14 protein-coding genes are annotated in these 19,639 nt (G+C 55.4%); 7 read left to right on the forward strand and 7 right to left on the reverse strand.

What is annotated here, in order from left to right; translation table 11 throughout:
- Positions 1 to 640 precede the first annotated feature (640 nt).
- The 3 genes from repC to repA all read right to left on the reverse strand — a co-directional run bounded on the left by repC (position 641) and on the right by repA (position 4,143).
- Complete coding sequence (gene repC, locus Z947_RS0100225) at positions 641 to 1,735, reverse strand: plasmid replication protein RepC (protein ID WP_025042315.1); 1,095 nt, start codon at positions 1,733 to 1,735, stop codon at positions 641 to 643.
- 228 nt (positions 1,736 to 1,963) lie between these two features.
- Positions 1,964 to 2,941 carry a plasmid partitioning protein RepB gene (gene repB / locus Z947_RS0100235; protein ID WP_025042316.1) on the reverse strand — a complete coding sequence of 326 codons (978 nt, stop codon included), beginning with the start codon at positions 2,939 to 2,941 and terminating at the stop codon, positions 1,964 to 1,966.
- The gene (gene repA / locus Z947_RS0100240) at positions 2,941 to 4,143 is read right to left on the reverse strand and encodes a plasmid partitioning protein RepA (protein ID WP_025042317.1); all 1,203 of its coding nucleotides are present in this window, start codon (positions 4,141 to 4,143) and stop codon (positions 2,941 to 2,943) included. The genes repB and repA overlap by 1 nt, the downstream gene beginning before the upstream one ends.
- Positions 4,144 to 4,792: 649 nt before the next feature.
- On the opposite strand from repA, the gene Z947_RS0100245 reads away from it, so the two are divergent.
- The 3 genes from Z947_RS0100245 (at position 4,793) to ggt (ending at position 7,621) form a co-directional block, all read left to right on the forward strand.
- A complete protein-coding gene (locus Z947_RS0100245; RefSeq protein ID WP_025042318.1) occupies positions 4,793 to 5,107 on the forward strand; it encodes a hypothetical protein in 315 nt (104 codons plus the stop codon).
- 142 nt (positions 5,108 to 5,249) lie between these two features.
- Positions 5,250 to 5,927 (forward strand): nitroreductase, encoded by a 678-nt coding sequence (locus tag Z947_RS0100250; protein WP_025042319.1) that lies wholly within the window; start codon positions 5,250 to 5,252, stop codon positions 5,925 to 5,927.
- Between the two features lie 104 nt (positions 5,928 to 6,031).
- Complete coding sequence (gene ggt / locus Z947_RS0100260; protein WP_025042320.1) at positions 6,032 to 7,621, forward strand: gamma-glutamyltransferase; 1,590 nt, start codon at positions 6,032 to 6,034, stop codon at positions 7,619 to 7,621.
- Positions 7,622 to 7,667: 46 nt separating this feature from the next.
- On the opposite strand, the gene Z947_RS0100265 is transcribed toward ggt, so the two are convergent.
- The 3 genes from Z947_RS0100265 to Z947_RS0100275 are packed head-to-tail and all read right to left on the reverse strand — an operon-like array spanning position 7,668 to position 9,506.
- Positions 7,668 to 8,405 (reverse strand): CDP-alcohol phosphatidyltransferase family protein, encoded by a 738-nt coding sequence (locus Z947_RS0100265; RefSeq protein WP_025042321.1) that lies wholly within the window; start codon positions 8,403 to 8,405, stop codon positions 7,668 to 7,670.
- Complete coding sequence (locus Z947_RS0100270) at positions 8,402 to 9,100, reverse strand: phosphatidylserine decarboxylase (protein WP_025042322.1); 699 nt, start codon at positions 9,098 to 9,100, stop codon at positions 8,402 to 8,404. Before Z947_RS0100270 ends, Z947_RS0100265 begins: the two co-directional genes overlap by 4 nt.
- 4 nt (positions 9,101 to 9,104) lie before the next feature.
- Positions 9,105 to 9,506 (reverse strand): diacylglycerol kinase, encoded by a 402-nt coding sequence (locus tag Z947_RS0100275; RefSeq protein ID WP_025042323.1) that lies wholly within the window; start codon positions 9,504 to 9,506, stop codon positions 9,105 to 9,107.
- Between the two features lie 165 nt (positions 9,507 to 9,671).
- On the opposite strand from Z947_RS0100275, the gene Z947_RS0100280 reads away from it, so the two are divergent.
- Both Z947_RS0100280 and Z947_RS0100285 read left to right on the forward strand, forming a co-directional pair.
- Positions 9,672 to 11,339, forward strand: a complete 1,668-nt coding sequence (locus tag Z947_RS0100280; protein WP_025042324.1) for a GMC family oxidoreductase — start codon at positions 9,672 to 9,674, stop codon at positions 11,337 to 11,339.
- Between the two features lie 402 nt (positions 11,340 to 11,741).
- A complete protein-coding gene (locus tag Z947_RS0100285; RefSeq protein ID WP_037938395.1) occupies positions 11,742 to 13,133 on the forward strand; it encodes an oligosaccharide flippase family protein in 1,392 nt (463 codons plus the stop codon).
- Here the strand turns inward: Z947_RS0100285 and Z947_RS0100290 are convergent.
- Positions 13,130 to 17,062: a non-ribosomal peptide synthetase gene (locus Z947_RS0100290; RefSeq protein WP_025042326.1), complete on the reverse strand. Its 3,933-nt coding sequence runs from the start codon at positions 17,060 to 17,062 to the stop codon at positions 13,130 to 13,132. The two genes, Z947_RS0100285 and Z947_RS0100290, sit on opposite strands and share 4 nt — an antisense overlap.
- Positions 17,063 to 17,511: 449 nt before the next feature.
- Here Z947_RS0100290 and Z947_RS0100295 point away from each other — a divergent pair, with 449 nt between their 5' ends.
- Both Z947_RS0100295 and Z947_RS0100300 read left to right on the forward strand, forming a co-directional pair.
- Entirely contained in the window at positions 17,512 to 19,209 is a 1,698-nt protein-coding gene (locus Z947_RS0100295) for a class I adenylate-forming enzyme family protein (protein WP_240477486.1), read from the forward strand.
- Positions 19,206 to 19,639: 3-hydroxyacyl-CoA dehydrogenase family protein (locus Z947_RS0100300; RefSeq protein ID WP_025042328.1), on the forward strand; the 434-nt coding region annotated here is incomplete at its 3' end. The genes Z947_RS0100295 and Z947_RS0100300, both read left to right, overlap by 4 nt.

The following is a 19,639-nucleotide window of genomic DNA, read 5'->3' on the forward strand; positions in this document are numbered from 1 at the left end:
GCAATTCGGCCTGAAGAGGATTGGCGTTTAGGAGTAGCGTGGTTTCGCTGCCTACGGTGTCTTGCTTATCCGGCAGTCCCCCCCTGCCCCATTGCGTGCGGATCGAGAATCAGTTCATCTTTGATTGGGGTATCGGTCTAGCTTCAAACTGACGCGACAGATTGCACATCCCATGAAATTCCTCGGCCGACCATTTGCTCGGTGACATTGGCCGACCCATTTGTCGCCATTGCTTCAGGCATTGCTCGTACAGAACCTCTATCGTCAAAGCTATCTGAAGACACGAAAGAACCTGCTTTTAGGTAACTGCAATAAGAAACCATAGTAAAATTTGATTTAACTAATTGATAAATATATGCTTTACGTGAAATTTGTGTTTGGGAACCCCGTCAGAGTAATTGAATTCGGCCCAATCGCGATTGAGACACGGTTTACGCCTAAACGATGCGCGCAATTCATAGGCAAAGGCTCGTGTCAGACTGTATATGGATCAGTCCGCCCGGCCCGATCTCTTCTGGAGGCCATGACATCTGTGGGGCGACCAACGGCAAGATTTTGCGGCTTTGCTATCATTGATTGGCTCGCGGTTCATTGAGTCTGGCGATGTGGCTTGGAAAATTGTCCGCGGACAATTGTGAAATCAAGCTGCATGATTTTGCGCTAAAACCAGACGTCGGATTAGCTTCTCTGGGCTAAAACCGTCACTTTTTGATCCAGTGGTTATTGACCTAAAATAGGCACCGACTGCTTTGATCTTGTCGTGGAACTGCATTATTGCCCAAACGGTTGCTGCAGCGCGTAAGGCACCAAGGCGCTTATGTGCTGCTTCGTAGTTTTGGGCTGTGATCCCAATCATTGGGGCGAGCGTTCGTGCGTGAGCAACAACATCATGAACGGTAACTATCTTTTTCAGTGAAAACTCGGCTGCTTCCGGACAGGCAGTCAGTAGTTCGGGGATGGTGATTGGAGCTTCTGAAGCCTTGGGAGTGTTCTGTCTTTTTTGAGTGATACTCTCTTTATTAATATGTTCTTTATTTGACTTATGATGATGCCGGACAAATTGACCGTCATTGGCGGCCATAGTTGTTGTTGAAATCGGATTTTCATCGTCGACTGACTCGGCATCAACTACTGAGATTGGGAGGTTTGAGAGGATTTGTTCACAGTCCTTGAGCGACAATTTCCGACGTAGGACACGAAAGATGCCCAGAGCGATCTCATCGTTTGGGTTGTCGGTCAGACTTGCATTGGCTGCTGCGCGAATTTTGGCGCGCAGATAGTCAATTTGCTCCCGTTCCTTCATGACCTCAGCTGCCATTGAAGCAATCTCATGCAAGCGATCAAAGAGAGGTGAGAGGTCGAAGCCAAACCGAAGCGCCGTGCCCTCGTGTCTATTGTGCTTTGTGAACCGTTTCCGATTGGGGCTGTCACGGCGAACGAGCAGGCCAATTTCTTGAAGCGTTGCGGCGTGGCGTCTGATTGTTCTGTCTGAAATGCCGTTGCGTCGAAATGTGAGTGTTGCATTCGATGCAAACACTGTGTGGTGATTGCGCTTTGGCGCCAGGCACGAAAGCATCGCATCTAAGGTCGATATCACAGTTGCGCTGAGACCAAGACGAGGCGCTGCGTTGCGGAGCGTTGCTACGACGATGTGACGCTCTGGAATAGAATTGTCCGCGGACAATATTTCACTGTTCCGCAGCCCAGTGGGTGCAGTTGCTTGTGTAAATGCCATGCTTTTTTCACGACAACCTGATGTGAAAGGCACCAATATCTCTGAAAATCAGAAAAAAGGCCGCAAATCTTCGTCAACCGAATCGGTTGTTGTTGACTAAGGCAGAGAAGCTGGTAAATCTGAAAGTGCAAAGAACAGATTGGGCTCTCCTAGGGAAACCTTGGGGGGCTCTTTCTTTTTTGGGTTGTTGGTCGTGCTCCTTTTTTAAGTTCTACTGCTCGGTCGTCATCAGTCAGACTTTTTCTCTGACTGCCACGCTTCATAGAGGCGTGTAAGCTCAGCTTCTGCGTTGTTGCGCATCCACTGGGCAAATTCTGGGGCATCAGACTTCGACAGCTTGAATGTCAAAGCACGGGCCGTTTCTTTTACTTCTGCCAAAGCCGTCCCATCACTAAGTTTGATGGTGAGGGTAGAGGGGACAGCTGGTTTGTCCGCTGCTTTAGATTTCAGCGCCTGAGTAATGGCATCACTGACCAAGCCAAAGCGGTCGTCTGAGCTCTTTGCAGCATTGAACTGAAGCGTTGCGGTGACCTGTTCAAGATTGACGCTATCGCTGCGCGACTGGTCTGCCAACTCTTCCCAACGTCTGCGTCCAATGCCATGCGCCGAGCCGATCTTCTCGATGACTGACTTAGGAATAGACCGTGCAACTTTGCTCATGCGCGACAGCATTGGCTTGTCCACAGCGAGGGCATCCAGAATGATTGCTTGCTCGTAGCCACTTGTGGCCAGCTCGGTGGCGAAAAGCGCTTTTTCAATGAAGCTGGGGTCCAAGCGTTGAGTGTTCTCTTGTCCCTGGGCAAGAATAGCCTCTTCATCAGAAAGAGACCTGACAAGTGCTTTCGCGGGGATGCCGAGCGATCGCAAGGCCCGCAATCTGCGGCGACCATAAACGATTTTGTAGTGTCCGGGTTTGTCCGCGATGGGGCGTACCATAATTGGTACTTGTTGGCCGTGTGCCTTAATGCTCTCAGCCAGCGTCACGACATCAGCATCGGTGAAGGAGAGACGGTCCTTGGGGCCGTTCTCTTCAATGACATCAACTGAGATTTCTCTTACCGCGTTGCTCGCGACATCCTTCAAAGTGGATTTAACGCCGCTCATTGCGCCGGTATTCGGGAAACGTGCCTTTTGCTCCGATTCCGAGACAACGGTCGTATCTACATCAGGCGGGGGAGGGGGCTGGAACAGGTTTCTACGGGCCATTAGTCAGTTTCCCTTCCCCAAGCTTGCTGGATTGTCTTTTCGAACTCATCCGCGACGCCATTAACAGATTCTAATATGCGTGTTAGTGTCTTCTTTACGACTTGCGAGGGATCCAGTTCATAGATGGTTTGCTGCGTCATCCCAGCGTCTGAGATCGCTGTGGATTTGAGCATCGGGGTGGTCAACACTTGATCCAAGAGAATAGATCTCAAGAAACCCGCCATTTGTGACTGTGGGACGTCGGTTGGCTCATATCGAGCGATCAAGAACTTAAGGAAATTCCAGTCGATAGGTCCCGCGGCCTCCTCAAGAGTTTGAACAGTTTCTCCAGCCATTTCAAGGAATTGCGCCATTGACGCAACATCCAACATGCTGGGAACGACAGTGATCAGAAGGCCGGTAGACGCCAACAAAGCTGTCATTGTTGTGAAGCCAAGTTGAGGCGGGCAATCAATGATGACGAGATCGTAGTCTGCTTCGACCTCGTCGAGAGCGATGGCAAGGCGTTGTGTGAATGGCGGATCAATCTTGTGCTGAAGCGCATACGCTGTTTCGGTCTCGTACTCGGATAGCAAGAGACCCGCCGGAGCGAGGTCAAGGTTGTGGAAATAGGTCTTTCGTATGACTTGGCTTAACGGAGCCGGGTCTTCATATTTGAGAGCGTCGTAAACTGTGCCGCTTTCAGCGAATTCAATCTCAGGACGGTATCCGAACATAGTGGTCAAGCTGGCTTGCGGATCCATGTCGATCGCAAGAACTCTATAGCCCCGCAAGGCGTAGCGTTGGGCCAAGTGGATCGCACTGGTCGTTTTGCTGGACCCGCCTTTGAAGTTGACAATGGAAATCACTTGAAGGGCGTCGCTCTCGCGGCGTCCCGGAAGATATGTCTCACCATTTCGACCAGTCTTCGCCATCACATGTCGGATTTGATCGATCTCTTCCGCGGTGTAGAGCCTGCGACCTCTGGAATCCGTCTCTACATCGGGGAAATCACCTTCCTGATGGCGTGTCCTGAGGTTTGACATGCTGATGCCTGTTAGCTCTGATACTTCAGCAGGGTGGAACTTGCGCAGTGCTTTTCTACTATCGGGCTGGAAGCTATTGCGCATATGGTTGTTAAGCGCTTCCGACAGGCGGGCAGCGTTCGACGCAATAGATGCGGCGATAGAGCTGGTTTGCGCGATATTTGCGTTTGAATTCATACTGCCCTCACGACCTCTTAGTGGGTCATATGTGTTTCGTCGCTAAAAGGCGTGATTTACGTCAGATTGCGACAATTGAACTCATGACACGCAACTTATCCCCAGGCAACAATTTTTTGGCCTATTCGGTGACGGGGCGCCTTTGTGTTCAGCTTTGGATGGTGAAAGCGTCCTGTTAACCTGTTGAAAAAAAACATTTTTACCAAGAGTTCCGTCTGATCAGCAAGATGTAGTAGAATTTTGTCACATGATCACAACAGATAGCAACTTGGTCTAGGTCTCGAATCGGTTGAATTTCAGGAATTTCTTAACGACCCATGTGACGACCAGAAAGCCAAAATGCTCTTCCAGGACGACTTGTAACGGGTTTTGACGGCGCTCCTAAAAGAGATGGCAGTCCAACTTACGCGCACTTTACATGGGCGAAAGTTGAACTCTTCGTCCCTCCGTAAAGAGCTCGACATACCTCTCGAGCATTATTTCTACTCAAAGTGCACTTCTTGGCGTGTGGTATGCGTCAACACCTATCGGTGTTGTCTTGTGTAGTAGGGCAGAGGGGGGACCGAGCCGTGGGTGAAGTCGGGCGATAGCCCAGCAAAACCTGCTAAGCCAGACAGGGGACGACAGGTTTGCGCGGATCAAGTCGGTGATGCGTGACCCGGATCAGATGGGCGGTGCCTTTGTCGCGATGATCTTTGAGGAGCTTGGCGATATGTTGCAATTCCCCGAAGCGCTTCGCGAAAAGGACGGCTTGCGCCTTGCCCAAGGTCTGCGCGGTGGTGCGGAGGCAAAGTTGCGTGACGTTCTGGGCGCGGGGCAGGCGAGGATGCAAACATCGACTGGCGTGACGATGCAAAAGAAAAGCGACAGCGACGGATTTATGATCCGGTTCAGCGGTAAAGGCGTATCAGACGAGATGATTAAAATGGTGATGGAAGAAGTTCAAAAGACCTTGGAAAAGTGATGCCGCTGCGTTCTCTCGGCTTTTGATAAGCAAGGACAGATTTGGCGGCAGAACATAGTGACGGGGCGTCACTTGGCGCGCGGAGGCTGGCCCTTGGGCTGGTGCAAGGCTAGCCTTTCGCAAACGCAATGGGAGGCGAAAAATGCAGTTAGATCAAGCCATGTTAGAGCGGCGCTCAATCCGGGGATTTCAGGACAAACCTGTCTCGCGCGCGCTGCTTGAAGAGATCATCACGCTGGCCAACCGCGCCCCGTCTTCGATGAACACGCAGCCCTGGCATTTACATGTCCTGACTGGCGAACCCCTGGAAAAAGTACGCGAGGGCAATTCAACCCGTATGATGTCCGGTGTGCCGCCCGTGCGCGAAATTATCGATCACGGTGCCTATGAAGGGCCGCACCGCGACCGGCAGGTCGGCATTGCCAAACAGTTGTTTGCCGCCATGGGAATCGCCCGTGATGACAAGGCGATGCGGCAGGACTGGGTGATGCGCGGGTTTCGCCAGTTTGACGCGCCTGTGTCTATCGTCGTGACGTTCGACAAATCCCTTGAGGGTGGCACGATCGCGCATTTCGATCTGGGTGCTGTGACCTATGGGCTGGTGCTTGCCGCGTGGTCGCGCGGTTTGGGTGCGGTGATTAACGGGCAGGGGATCATGCAATCGCCTGTGGTGCGCGAACATGCGCAAATCCCCGACGATCAGGTGATCATGACCTGTGTTGCACTGGGATGGCCAAACGAGGACTTCGCGGCGAATGGTGTGGTTTCCACGCGGCGCGAAGTTGACGAAATGGCGCGATTTGTCGGGTTCGATGATTAATAAGTTATTGATATAAAGCGAAAATATAGTTTTTCGCGGTGCGATATTTCAATTGTTGAACAGACTGGTTAGCCTGACCAAAAGCCTTCAAAGGACCAATCGCCATGCGTGACTTTCATGACCCCAAACGTTCCCCGATTTATGCAGCAAACGGTGCATTAGCCACCTCACATCCGCTGGCGACGCAAGCGGGGCTGGAAGTCCTTAAACGCGGCGGAAATGCGGTTGATGCCGCCGTGACTGCGGCGGCGGTTCTGGCGGTGGTCGAACCGGCCATGACGGGCATTGGCGGCGACGGTTTTGCATTGATCTCAAAACCGGGCCAACCGCTTTACGGATTGAATTCTTCTGGCCGGGCCGCTGCCGCACTTTCCAGCGAAATGCTGCGCGGGCAGGGGTGGCAGGAAATGGATGATGCCTCTGCCCATTCTGTTACCGTACCCGGTGTCGTAAAAAGCTGGGAAAGCCTGCTGGAAAGCCACGGAACCATCGGGTTGGACGCTGCGTTGCAACCCGCCATCCACGCGGCGGAGGATGGTTTTGTGGTCTACCCCCGCGTCTGGTCGGACTGGACGGATTGCGCGGCAAAACTGGCGGCGCAAGGGGCAGGGGCCAAGCATTACCTAATCGACGGCAAAGCTCCGAAACTGGGCTCGATCCACAAGCTGCCTGCATTGGCCGCAACACTTAAGGTGATCGCGGCACAAGGCGCGCGCGGGCTTTATGAAGGGGCAGTGGCCGCGGATATCGTGGCCGAGTTGCGCAGCCGCGGTGGGGTGATGACCGAAGAAGACATGGCAAACCATAGTGCTGATCCCTGCACTCCGGTCAGCGCGGGATACCGCGATATTGATCTGGCGGAGTTGCCACCGAATGGCACGGGTATCACGGCGCAGATCATTCTAAATCTGCTGGAACGTTTCGACCTGTCATCGCTTGCCCCGAACAGTGTCGAACGCTTGCATCTGGAGCTTGAAGCTGCGCGCATCGGATACGCCATTCGCGACGCGCATATCGGTGATCCCGAAACGATGGGTGTCAGTGTCGACGCGCTGATAGACAAAGCGTGGGCCAAGGGGCTGTCGGCGACGATTGATCCGGCCAAGCGCAACGCAACTTTGCCGCCAGTCGATCCGAACTTTCAAAGCGATACGATTTATCTCAGCTGCGTGGACCGCGACGGTATGGCTGTGTCCTTGATCAACTCGGTCTTCAAAGGGTTCGGTTCTGGCATCGTCACGGAAAAAACCGGTATCCATCTGCAAAACCGTGGCGCCGGTTTTCGCGTCGTTGAAGGGCATCCCAACACGATTGAGGGGGGCAAACGCCCGTTGCATACCATCATCCCTGCGATGGCGATGGCTGGGGGCAAGCCGCGCTATTGCTTCGGTGTGATGGGCGGGCATTACCAGCCTTGCGGGCATAGCCATGTAATCACCAATATGGTCGACTTCGGAATGGACCCGCAGGAGGCCTTGGACAGCCCGCGCGTTTTCTGGAAGCCGGACGGCACATTGGAAGTGGAGCCGACATTAGGGCAGGGCGTCTTGGACGGTTTGATCGCCAAGGGGCACAAAGCAGCGTTTAGCACATCAGCGATTGGCGGCGGCCAGATCATCGAGATTGATCACAACGCAGGTGTCTTGATTGCAGGGTCTGATCCTCGCAAAGACGGCTGCGCCTTGGGGTACTGATTTTGCAGGCCGGTCGCCTGTGCCGCAGCGGTTAAAGACCGGCCAGCTAGCCCTTGGTCTGGCGCTGCTGTGCTCTGTAAGAAAAGGGCAGGGACAGCAAATAAAGGCAGTTCGCGATAATCAAGGTCGGCCATGGATAGACCATCAGACACACGACCAGCACCATCGCGGCAATCACGACGATCGGCAGATGCGAACGTTTGATGCTGGCGTGCTTGATGGAGTAGGTCGGCACCGTGCTGACCGCCAAAAGGCCCACGCCAATGATATAAATGGCCCTTAACACGGGGAAATCCGAGTTCTCCCAGCCGTGCAAATACATAAAGATCGGCATCAGGGCGAGACAGGCAAGGGCAGGGGCGGGCACGCCGACGAAATATTCGTCTTTTTTCAGGGCAATATCGCTGTCATCAAGCGCGAGGTTAAATCGCGCCAGCCGCAGGGCACAGCAAACGGCGAGAACAAGCGATGCCAGCCAGCCCAGATTGGCAAAAGCCGTGTCGATATAGAGCGTGTGATACAACAGCACCCCGGGCACGATCCCGAAGTTGAAGAAATCCGCCAGCGTATCCAGTTCTGCGCCGAAGGGGCTGGCGGTATCCAGAAACCGCGCCAGTTTCCCGTCGGCAGCATCCAGAAAGACGGCCAACAGGATAAAATACAGGGCCATTTCCAGATGGCCCTCAAGGCTCATCCGCAGCGAAGTCATGCCGGCGCAAATCGCAAAAACAGTGACCACGCTTGGCACAATATGGCGCAGCTTGATTTTCGAGGTGTTGCTCATTCAGGGATACCGGGACGCTGGCGGTTGGGGTCGCGCAGATCGGCAAGAATGGTTTCACCCGCAACCGCCGTTTGACCCACAGAGACCAAAGGAGAAACTCCCTTGGGCAGGTAGATGTCCAGACGGCTGCCAAAACGGATCAAACCAAAGCGGTGTCCGGCGCCCAGCACGCTACCTTCTTGCACGAAGCAAACGATGCGCCGTGCGACCAGCCCCGCGATTTGCACCACACCGATACGTGCGCCGTCCGGGGTTTCAATGGTCAGGCTGTTGCGTTCGTTATGTTCGCTGGCCTTGTCTAGGGAGGCATTCAGAAACTTGCCGTGGCGGTACACGATATTGACCACCTTACCCGCGACAGGTGCGCGATTCACATGGCAGTTGAAAACGTTCATAAATACGGACACGCGGGTCAGTGGTGTGTCACCAAGCCCCAGATCAGCCGAGGGCACCACATCTTCGATCAGGGAAACGACCCCGTCCGCCGGTGAGATAACCAAGCCTTCCTGTTGCGGAATAACCCGTACCGGATCGCGGAAAAAGTAGTAACACCAGACAGTTGCACCGACGCCCAACCAAAACAGCGGTTCCCAGACAAAAAACAGGACAGCGGTGATTGCAGCAAAGATCGCAACAAATTTGCGCCCTTCATTGTGCATTGGCACCGCAACGATCTTGAGCATATTCATCAGCAGTCTTTCAGGTCAGAGCAAAGGAGCGGATCAAAACCGCCCCTATAAAAATACCGTTTGCGCACAGCAGGCACAGGGTTGCAAGTGACCCCAAATCTTTGGCGTCACGGGCGTACTCCTGCCAATCGGGGGCCAGATGGTCAACGATACATTCGATCGCAGTGTTCAGCGCTTCGACGGCAACCAGCGCAAGCAGCAGGATAAGCATCACACAATAATCGAAAAACCGTGCGTTTGCGAGGGCAAGCACCGCCATACAGACCGGCGCGCCAAGGATGATGTGACGAAATGCGGTTTCCTTCCAAAGCCGTCGCAAGCCGGATATGGAATAGCCGGCGGCGGCGAAAACATGGGTTATCCCGCTAACAGGTGCGGGTTTTGGACGGGGTGGCGTATCATCTGGCGTCAACGGTATCCTACCTTTTGCGGGCACTTGCAGGACACAAACCTGTCCGGCGCTGGGGGTGAACGGAACAGGGTGTCACGCGACACGCTATCGCTTTTTGCGGTGGACAAACAGCTTTGATCATCCTCAACCTAGCCAAGTTTATGTCGACAGTGAGGGGGAAGCAAAATGTCCGATGCTTTGAACGGGTACGACTTTATCGTAATCGGTGGCGGATCTGCCGGATGCTTGATGGCCAACCGCCTCAGCGCTGATCCTGCCAACAAGGTATTGCTGCTGGAAGCTGGCAAGCCCGACACCTACCCCTGGCTTCATATTCCGGTCGGGTATCTTTACTGCATCGGCAATCCGCGTGCGGACTGGATGTACAAAACCGAAGCAGACAAGGGCCTGAACGGGCGCAGCTTGCTTTATCCGCGCGGCAAGACATTGGGCGGATGTTCGTCGATCAACGGCATGATCTATATGCGGGGGCAGGCGCGTGACTATGACAACTGGGCAAATCTGACGGGCGAAGAGGCGTGGAGTTGGGAAAATTCTCTTGCCGATTTCAAGTCGCATGAAGATCACTACAAACTTGACGATGGTGCTGATCCCGTGACCGGCGACAACAGCCGCTTTTCGGATATGCACGGACATGGTGGTGAATGGCGCATCGAAAAGCAGCGGCTGCGTTGGGACGTATTGGACAGCTTTTCGGATGCCGCCGCGCAGACGGGTATTAAAAAAATAGATGACTTTAATGGGGGGGATAATGCAGGTGTCGGGTACTTCGATGTAAATCAACGCTCCGGTTGGCGTTGGAATACATCAAAGGCTTTTTTGCGCCCTGCAAAAAAGCGCGAGAACCTGACGATCTGGACCGAAGCACAGGTTGAAAAGCTGACGCTTGAAACGGCGGCTGATGGCAAGCTGCGCTGTGTCGGGGTGAAAGTGCACCGCAAGGGGCGGTCGATAGACTTGCGTGCCGCGCGCGAGGTTGTGCTTTCGGCCGGTGCCATTAACTCGCCGCAAATTTTGCAACTGTCGGGCATTGGTCCCGCGGCCCTGTTGAAAGAACACGGCGTTGATGTGGTTCTGGATCAGCCCTACGTGGGTGAAAACCTGCAAGACCATTTGCAAATCCGCGCAGTTTTCAAGGTCAAAGGCACCAACACCATGAACACGCTGGCAAATTCGATGGTGGGGAAGGCTAAGATCGGGTTGGAATATCTATTCAAACGTTCCGGCCCGATGAGCATGTCACCCAGTCAACTGGGTGCCTTTACCCGTTCAGATCCAAGCCGCAGTCATGCCAATCTTGAATATCACGTACAGCCCCTCAGCCTCGAAGCATTCGGGGAGGATTTGCACCCGTTCCCGGCCATGACTGTCAGCGTGTGCAACCTTAACCCGACCAGCCGGGGTCATGTGCGCATCGGGTCGGGCAATTTCCGCGACGCGCCGAAGATTACCCCGAATTATCTGGACACACAGGACGACCGCAAAGTCGCCGCCGACAGCCTGCGACAGGTACGCAAAATCATGTCGCAATCGGCAATGCGGCCTTATGAACCCGAGGAGTTCAAGCCCGGTGTTCAATATCAAAGTGACGATGACCTGACACGGCTTGCAGGCGATATTGCGAGCACCATTTTCCATCCTGTCGGCACCGTGAAAATGGGGCGTACAGAGGATGACACGGCGGTGTTGGACCCGCATCTGCGCGTCAAAGGTATCGCAGGGCTGCGGGTTGTGGATGCTTCTGTGATGCCGGAGATCACCAGCGGGAATACGAATTCACCAACAATCATGATCGCCGAAAAGGCCGCCCGCTGGATTTTGGCGGGCCAGTAAGCGCATGCGCCGTGCGTCAGCAACCATGCGGATAGACGGCATCAGTCTGGCATTGTGTGGCGGGTGCGAATTCGTTCGTAAGTAGCGGTAGATGTGCGACCAGCCTAAAACGGAACCGGCTTGTGCTGCTCTCCCAAAATTCAACATAAATCTGATTATGCCGCAATGCGATAGTGACAGGGCACGTTCTTAAGCGGCATTGACGAAATGCGCTGCCATGGCATGTTAGTATTGCAGTATTATGCTTTTCCTAACGGAAGATGCGGGATAGAGAAAAGCACCGCTTTCGTGTTGGCGGATGGAATGAGCGTGTGCGTATCACAAAGTCGATTGATCAGATGAGCAGGTTTCCTGCCCGGTGTCGCGGGGGGCAATCCCATTTCTGAAAGTGACAAGCACGACATCCCGCAAGGACCCAAAGCTGCAGGTGGTTTTTTTGGGACAACCCTTTTAGCACGCGCGGCGCGGGGATCGACCTGGACGGCGTTGACCTTTGTTATTTCTCAAGGCGCGCGGTTCCTTTCTAACCTGATCCTTGCCCGCCTGCTGTTTCCTGAATCTTTCGGGATCATGGCGCTGGTCACGATGATGCTGATCGGCCTGACGTTGATTTCCGATATGGGCATCGCCCAATCCATCATGCAAAGCAAACGCGGGGACGATCCCGACTTTCTGGATACGGCATGGACCTTGCAAATCATGCGCGGTGCCGTTTTGTGGATTGCCGCTTGTGCTTTGGCCCTGCCCGCCGCCGCGTTTTATGAACAGCCCGTGATTGCCTTGATGCTGCCATTGGCAGCAATTTCGCTGCTTCTGGCCGCGTTTGAACCCATTCGCGTGGAAACGGCCAACCGCCATTTGTTGATCGGCAGAGTAACTGCGCTTGATCTCGCGGCGACGATTACCGGTATCGTTGCAATGGTCGTACTGGCGTGGGTCACCAGATCAACATGGGCGCTGGTCGCGGGTTGGGTTGTGACGGCTATCGTACGCTTGGCGCTGATGTGGCTTTTCCTGCCCGGCCGCGGCAATCGGCTGCATTGGGAAAAATCTGCCGGAACCGAATTGCTGCATTTCGGGCTTTGGATCTTTCTCTCGTCCATTTGCGGTTTGCTGGTGTCGCAGGGTGACCGCGCCATTTTGGGAAAATTCCTGAGCATCGACGGGCTGGGCATCTATAATATCGGCATGTTTCTGGCCAGCTTTCCCTTGATGCTGGGTACAATGATCACCTCGCGGGTTTTGATCCCCCTTTACCGTGAACACCTGAATACCGAGGACCAGACCGCCCGAAAACGTCTGTTCAAACTGCGGTATTACCTGACCGCCCTTATGTTGGCCGTGTTGTTTGTGCTGGCGTTAATCGGACCGTGGGTCGTGCAGGTGCTCTATGACAGCCGCTATGTTGCGGCGGGCGGCATCATCGTGGCTGTGGCCAGCGTCCAGATGATTACTGTGGTGTCCCTTACCTATGACCAAGCGGCCCTTGCCACCGGAGATTCGCGCGGGTTCTTCGGTGTCAGCCTGACCAAGGCGCTGCTGAGCACCGGTGGCTTTCTGATCGGGGTTAGCCTGAACGGGCTGTTTGGTGCAGTGACGGGGCTTGGCATCGCTTTGCTGTTGTACCACCCGTTTATTGTTCTGCTCGCGCGCCGTCACAAGGCGTGGGACGGACGGCATGATGTGCTGTTTTTGCCGCTTGCGGTGCTGTTGGGGGCGCTTGCGATCTGGGTGAACTGGACAGATGTACAAGTGTTGATCCCGGGATCCGTGGGCGCGCTTGACGCGCGTTAATCCTGCGCGTTGCGACGTTTTTCCAGCAATGCCGCAATCTCTGCGCCGAGCTTTTGCACATTCGGGGGGGCAAGGATGCCCAGATGGTCACCCGGAATATCCGTCAGATCAAATCCAGCCTGCGCAATATAGGCCCACCCCAGCCCGTTGCGAATGGCCTCTTGACTGTCGAACTTGTCATCACCCGCCCTGAAAATGGTCAGCCGTTTAGTATAGGGTTGCGGTTCATATGCTTCGATGGCGATCTGGTTTGCGGCTACGAAATCGTTTACATCGCCGAATTCGCCTGCGGGAATTTTGGCAAGTGTGGCTTCCCTCGATTTCAGCCTCTGCTTTGATATATCCTGTGCCCAGGCTTCTTTGCGCAAAGAAAGCTGTTTCGCGACATAGGGCCAGCCATGGCGCAGTATTTCACCGGCATGTAGACCCACACGCGCCGCGCGACCCACACGTGCACGGCCTGCGGGCCCTTCCGCATCCAACAGGATCAGCGCCTGAACATCCCGTCCGGCCTTTTGTAACAGCTGTGCCAGTTCCAGCGTAACATAGCTGCCCGCCGAAACTGCGATCAGGGAAAGCGGTCCCTTTGGATGGTGCCGCTCGATCTGGCGCAGATAGAATTGCGCAATATCAGGAACAGTGGTGGCGGTAATTTTTGACAATAACCCTACGGTCAGGCCGAACACTGGCTGCGCATCGCCAAGCACTTTGGAAAGCGGGCGGAAATACGAACCGTTGTCGCCCAGCACGTGCACTGCATACAGCGGAGCCAAACTGCCCTTGTCCTGTATCGGAATGACAACAAGCGGGTCGGGATCCTGCGCGATCAAGGCACTGGCCACCCCTTGCGGTGTCGGGTTGCTGTAAATCGCTGTGGCATCCAGGCCCACGTTAAAGACGCGTTCAAGCTCTGGCATCAACCGCAGCAGGGACAGTGAATCACCGCCGGCGTCAAAAAAAGATGTGCGCGGCCCGATGGTGTCGGCCTGCAAGACATCGCGAAAAAGCTGCACAACTTCGGCGACCAGCGTGCCATTAACATCATCGCTGTCCATTACGACATCTGATGCCGTATCGGGCGGCGGCAAACGACGGGTATCCACCTTGCCGCCCGGCGTTTGAGGCCATGTCGTAACCTGTACAAGCACCGGTCGCATCTGCGGCGGCAAAAGGTCGGTGATGGCCGTCTTAATCGCGTCGGGCGCCATTGATCCATCGGGAACCGTACCGGAATACCATGCAACCAATTGTTGCCGGCCCGATGCGGCGGTGACCACATCCGCATGGGCGCGATCGACGCCTTCTTGCAGTTCTAGCGCGGCTTCGATCTGGCCGGGTTCAATGCGGAAACCGCGCAATTTGATCTGGCGGTCCATGCGTCCCAGATAGTGAAGTACGCCGTTCTGCCATTTGACCCGATCACCTGTTGCATAGATACGCCCGACGTCGGGGGCGAATTGCGCCTGCATGAAACTTTGCCCGGTACGGACGGGATCGCCCATATACCCCTTGGCTACCGCGGGGCCGGAAATGAACAATTCGCCTTCAACATCTTGGGGCAGCAGACTGCCATCTTTGGCCAGAACCCACGCGCGGGCGTGTGACAAGGGCCGCCCGATGGGCACTGTGTCGCCCGCCATGTCCTGTTCTGTTGCTTCATGTGTGGTGCAGGTGATCGTTGTTTCGGTGGGACCATACCCGTTTAACCAACGCACATCCGGCAAACGCGCGCGCCAGCGTTTTAGCGCCGACAATGGCACCCGTTCACCCCCTACAATGACCATTCGAACCTTTGCAGGGAACGCAGTATCCACCCGGTCAAGGACATCGGTAAGCGCAACCCAGAAACCCGTGGGCAAGTTGGTAACCGTGATCCCAAGGGTGTCGAGTTCGGCCAGAAAGGTGGGGACCGATTGCGCCATCGCATCGCTGCGCAGCACAAGTGTGGCACCCGCCAGCAACGTCGGAACGATCTCCTCTAGCGCGACATCAAAACTAAGGGCTGCAAATTGCAAAACCCTATCCTGCGGCGTGAGAGCGAAATGTGGTATGATCGCATCTGCATGTGCTGCAAGCGAACGATGGGTGACCATGACCCCTTTGGGCCGTCCCGTCGAACCGGACGTAAAGATCACATAGGCAAGATCATCACCACTGTGCGACACCCGCTTGGGCATCGCGACATCATTGTCGCGTAAACTTGTCATTTGGCGGGTGGGGGCCGCAAGCGCAGGGGCCGCGCCATCGACCAGGATCAACCGTGCGCCGCTGTCCTGCGCGATGATGTTCAGCGTCGCTTGCGGGTAAGTGGGGTCCATCGGAACAAACGCAGCGCCCGTTTTCCAGATCGCCAGCATCGCTGTGATAAATGCCGGTCCGCGCGTGAGGCAAATGCCGATGGTGTCGCCCTTTTGCACGCCCGCGGCAAAAAGGTTTGCGGCCAGTCGATCCGACGCATGCTCCAGCGCGCTATACGTCAGCGGCGCGGCGTCGGGTTGCATCAGGGCGATGTGATCAGGCTGCCGTGCAGCAATTTCTTCAAATCTGTCGATGCAGGTGGTTTTAAGTGCTGGTGCGGGATGCGCGTTTCCTGCAAGGGCCATCATGTGCTGCCGGGTGTTCGCGTCCAGCATACTTACAGCAGACAAAAGCGACTGCGGCGTTGCGCTGTCCAGCCCGACCAGAAATTGCTGCATCGCTTGGCCTAGGCGCAGGCCATCGGGCACCTGCACGGGGTCATATTCAATGACGACCTTTAACTCTTTGCCCATGTACGCGGCAACGGAAACCGCAGTGTCACCTTCTTCGTGCAGCTCTACTTGTCGGTCAAGCCATGCGCCGCCACGGGCCTTGAGCTGTTCATCAAGCGTGCCGAAATCGAACATCAAAACGGAATCAAACAAGGACCGCCCTGGCGCAAGTCCAAGACGCCGGCTGATGTTGGTTAAAGGCGTGTGTTCAAAGGGGCGCAGGGCAATCTGTTCCGCGCGCAGCTGTTCAAGCAGATCGCCAAGCTGCGTAGCGGGATCAAGACGTAGGCGCATCGGCACTGTGGTGATAAAACACCCCGCTGCGTCGGCAGATCCCTCGACCATGTGGCGCCCGTTTCGGGTCGCGCCGAACACCACCTCGGCCTGACCGGTAAGCCGTGCCAGTACAATACCCCACGCGGCAAGGATGACTGTACTGCTAGTGACATCTGTTAAGGCTGCAAGTTCAGCAACCCTGTCTGTCTGTTCCGCACTCAGCTGGAAAACGGCTTCTTTCTTGCGATCCGCCTTCGCCCCCCCCCGCAATAAACCTTCGGTACCTTCCCAACCGGCCAGACTTTGCGCAAAGTAATCCTCGCCTTGGGTGTGATCCAGCTTGGCCAGCTTGCGGCAATGGGTTTCAAACAGATCTTGATGTACGAGATGCGGCGCGGGCAGCGCGTCACCCGATTTGATCCGGGCGTAGCGGTCAAATACTTCATCAAGCAACGGCGCAAAGGTGCGGCCGTCCAGCAGGCTGTGCGGAAAACTCCAAACCAATATGGAACGCTTTGCGCCGGTATGAAAAATGGAAACCCGAAAGGCAGGGGCACAGGTTGCGTCAATTCCTGCGGTGCGGTCCTGATCCAGAAACTGCTTTAACGCCGCTGCGCTCTGAGCGGGATCGCGGTCGTGCCAATCCTTCACGGTGGGAACAACGGTAAAAGGCGCTGTGCTATATTGTCGGGGGCCACCGTCCGCGTTGTCTATAATCACATTGCGCAGCGCCGGGTGCGCCGCTGCCAGTTCCGACCACGCTTGCCCCATTGCCTGATCGTCCAGCTGTTCGGATGAAACATGTACGACAATCTGTTCGACATAATGCCAAGGACGTTTGGCCAGAGCCGAGCTGGCATACATGCTATGTTGAAGGGGCGTGAGGGGGTAGGCAGAAACCATACAAAACACTCCTTTCAAACATCGAACTCGGGTCAAAAATTATCGTTGCACAAATTTCCACTTAATTACGCTGCAACAATCCCTCTCTTCAAGCCACCAGTGACGCGGTTGGCCAATCTGTCGGTGGTCCGTTAATTTATGAAGGGGTGAAATTTCACGCCCACACCAGAAGGCGCGGTTACATTTGACCAAGATCCGGCAAAAGAGTTCAACGCGCAATTTCTTGTGACTTACCGTAACTCTTGCCGGTTTGGCAAAACACTGGAACCATCCAAACATAAATAGGATGCAAAAAATGGAATGACGTTCCGTTCTGCGGTATTGGCATGGCGGGATTTCCTGCCTAGTCTCCCCGAACAGAGTCGGCAGCGTTCCGTAAGTGACATGCGCCGGCGGGCTACCTTGGGAGGGGGAACCATGCAAAACAACCTTTGGCTGCAATGACAGCGATGACACCTGAAGACGCAGTGCGCCATGTGGTCGCGACAGATCCGGTATTTGCAATCGACAACGTCGACATACGCGGCGTTACGGTCAAGGCGTTCCGCAACATACCACCAACAGTTCCGGGCTTGATGGCTGCCGGCTGGGCGCGCCATGGCGACGGAAAACTGGAATACATCGCTTATGAGGGCGAAAGTTATTCTTACGCGGATTATACACGATCGGTGAACCGCATGGCCCATGCGATGCGCGATACCCTTGGCTTGGGGCAAGGTGACCGGATTGCAATTGCGATGCGCAATTATCCTGAACTTCTCAAACTGGTGCTTGCGGTTTCCTCAATCGGCGGTGTTGTGGTCTTTGTGAACGCATGGTGGACGACTGAAGAACTGGAATATGCCCTGCGTGATAGCGCGGCCAAAGTGGTCTTTGCCGATGGTCCGCGCATGGACCGGCTTAAGCCGCTGGAACAACCGCTGGATTTGACCCTGATTGGTGTGCGCGACGGTGAAGGGCAAACAGCCTATGATTACGCCACACTGCTTGAAGGTGCCGGAAGTGATCAGGCACCGGACGTCAGCATCAATACGGACGATGATTTCGCGGTCATGTATTCATCGGGCACGACGGGCCATCCAAAAGGCGTCGTGCAAACCCATCGCGGCGCAGTCAACGCGGTGTTCAGCTGGTTGATGCAATCTGTCATTGCACCGTTGATTGACCCCCCTGCCCCGGATGCGCCCGAACCGCCGCGCCCGTCTGCTTTGGTGGTTACGCCGTTGTTTCACGTCACTGCAACGCATCCGCTGTTTCTGCTCAGCTTGCCTGCCGGGGCCAAAATCACCCTGATGCACAAGTGGGACGCAGAAGAAGCGGTGCGGTTGATCCGGGATAATAACATCACGCGCTTTTTGGGCGTGCCGACCCAATCCGCAGAATTGATGGAAGCTGCCAAACAGATGGGCGAGCCGCTGTCGAGCATGGATTACCTTGGGGCCGGCGGTGCCAAACGTCCGGCTGCACAGGTCGCACAGTTGGCAGAAGCCTTTCCCAACGCAGGTATCGCAACCGGTTGGGGGATGACTGAGACAAACGCGCTTGGCATCGGCATGATCGGCGATGATTACAAAGCGCGGCCGGAATGTGCGGGCAAATTGCATCCGCCCGTTCAGGAATTGCGGATGCTGGATGATCAGGGCAACGATGTGCCTAACGGCACGATCGGCGAGATTACGGTGAAGGGACCGCACATCATGCGGTGCTATCTGAACAAACCAGAAGCCACTGCCGAAACGGTCGTCGACGGCTGGCTGCGTACCGGAGATCTGGGTGTGCTGGATGACGAGGGATACGTCACCATTCTGGACCGCAAGAAAAACATCATCATCCGCGGCGGTGAAAACATTGCCTGTCTCGATGTGGAAGGCGCGTTGCACCGTCACCCCGATGTGCTCGAAGCGGCTGCCTTCTCTGTTCCCGACGACCGGTTGGGAGAAATCGTAGGTGCCGCCGTACAGCTGCGCGATGGCACCAGTCTGACGAAGCAGGACATGGCCGCCTTCCTTGATGGCCACCTCGCCAAGTTCAAAATCCCTGTGCATCTGTGGGTGCAGCATGATGTGCTGACCCGCGGTACCACTGATAAAATCGACAGACGCGCGATCCGCACGGCCTGTCTCGACAACCAAGAGGCTCAAGTATGAATACCCCGACTGATGAAGAAATTGGCGCCTACATTGCCGCTGCCGGACAGGCCGCATGGGAAGTGCCGGACCTGCCCCAGGATACGCCCCGCCGTGAGGTGAAAACCGTCGGTATCATTGGTGCGGGCACCATGGGTGGCGGCATCGCGATGAACTTTGCCACGGCCGGCTTCGAGGTAAAAATTGTCGACACCTCGCAAGAAGGACTTGATCGTGGGTTGGCCGTGGTGCGTGGCAATTATCAGCGCTCGTCCGACAAGGGCCGCTTCCCCCAAGATGAAGTCGAGGCGCGCATGGGCCGCTTCCACGGCACGCTTGCAATTGCCGATCTGGCCGACTGTGATCTGATCATCGAAGCCGTGTTTGAAAACATGGACCTCAAGCGCAAGATATTCACCGAGCTTGACGCCGTGATGAAGCCCGGTGCGAT

The organism is Sulfitobacter geojensis, from assembly GCF_000622325.1.
Classification (GTDB): domain Bacteria; phylum Pseudomonadota; class Alphaproteobacteria; order Rhodobacterales; family Rhodobacteraceae; genus Sulfitobacter; species Sulfitobacter geojensis.

What these genes read in the sequence shown, in the direction of transcription:
- Z947_RS0100280 (WP_025042324.1), top strand. Translation starts at nt 9,672, where the DNA reads ATGTCCGATGCTTTGAACGGGTACGACTTTATCGTAATCGGTGGCGGA.
- Z947_RS0100295 (WP_240477486.1), top strand. Translation starts at nt 17,512, where the DNA reads ATGACACCTGAAGACGCAGTGCGCCATGTGGTCGCGACAGATCCGGTA.
- repB (WP_025042316.1), bottom strand. Translation starts at nt 2,941, where the DNA reads ATGGCCCGTAGAAACCTGTTCCAGCCCCCTCCCCCGCCTGATGTAGAT.
- ggt (WP_025042320.1), top strand. Translation starts at nt 6,032, where the DNA reads ATGCGTGACTTTCATGACCCCAAACGTTCCCCGATTTATGCAGCAAAC.
- Z947_RS0100290 (WP_025042326.1), bottom strand. Translation starts at nt 17,062, where the DNA reads ATGGTTTCTGCCTACCCCCTCACGCCCCTTCAACATAGCATGTATGCC.
- repC (WP_025042315.1), bottom strand. Translation starts at nt 1,735, where the DNA reads ATGGCATTTACACAAGCAACTGCACCCACTGGGCTGCGGAACAGTGAA.
- Z947_RS0100250 (WP_025042319.1), top strand. Translation starts at nt 5,250, where the DNA reads ATGCAGTTAGATCAAGCCATGTTAGAGCGGCGCTCAATCCGGGGATTT.
- Z947_RS0100265 (WP_025042321.1), bottom strand. Translation starts at nt 8,405, where the DNA reads ATGAGCAACACCTCGAAAATCAAGCTGCGCCATATTGTGCCAAGCGTG.
- repA (WP_025042317.1), bottom strand. Translation starts at nt 4,143, where the DNA reads ATGAATTCAAACGCAAATATCGCGCAAACCAGCTCTATCGCCGCATCT.
- Z947_RS0100245 (WP_025042318.1), top strand. Translation starts at nt 4,793, where the DNA reads ATGCGTGACCCGGATCAGATGGGCGGTGCCTTTGTCGCGATGATCTTT.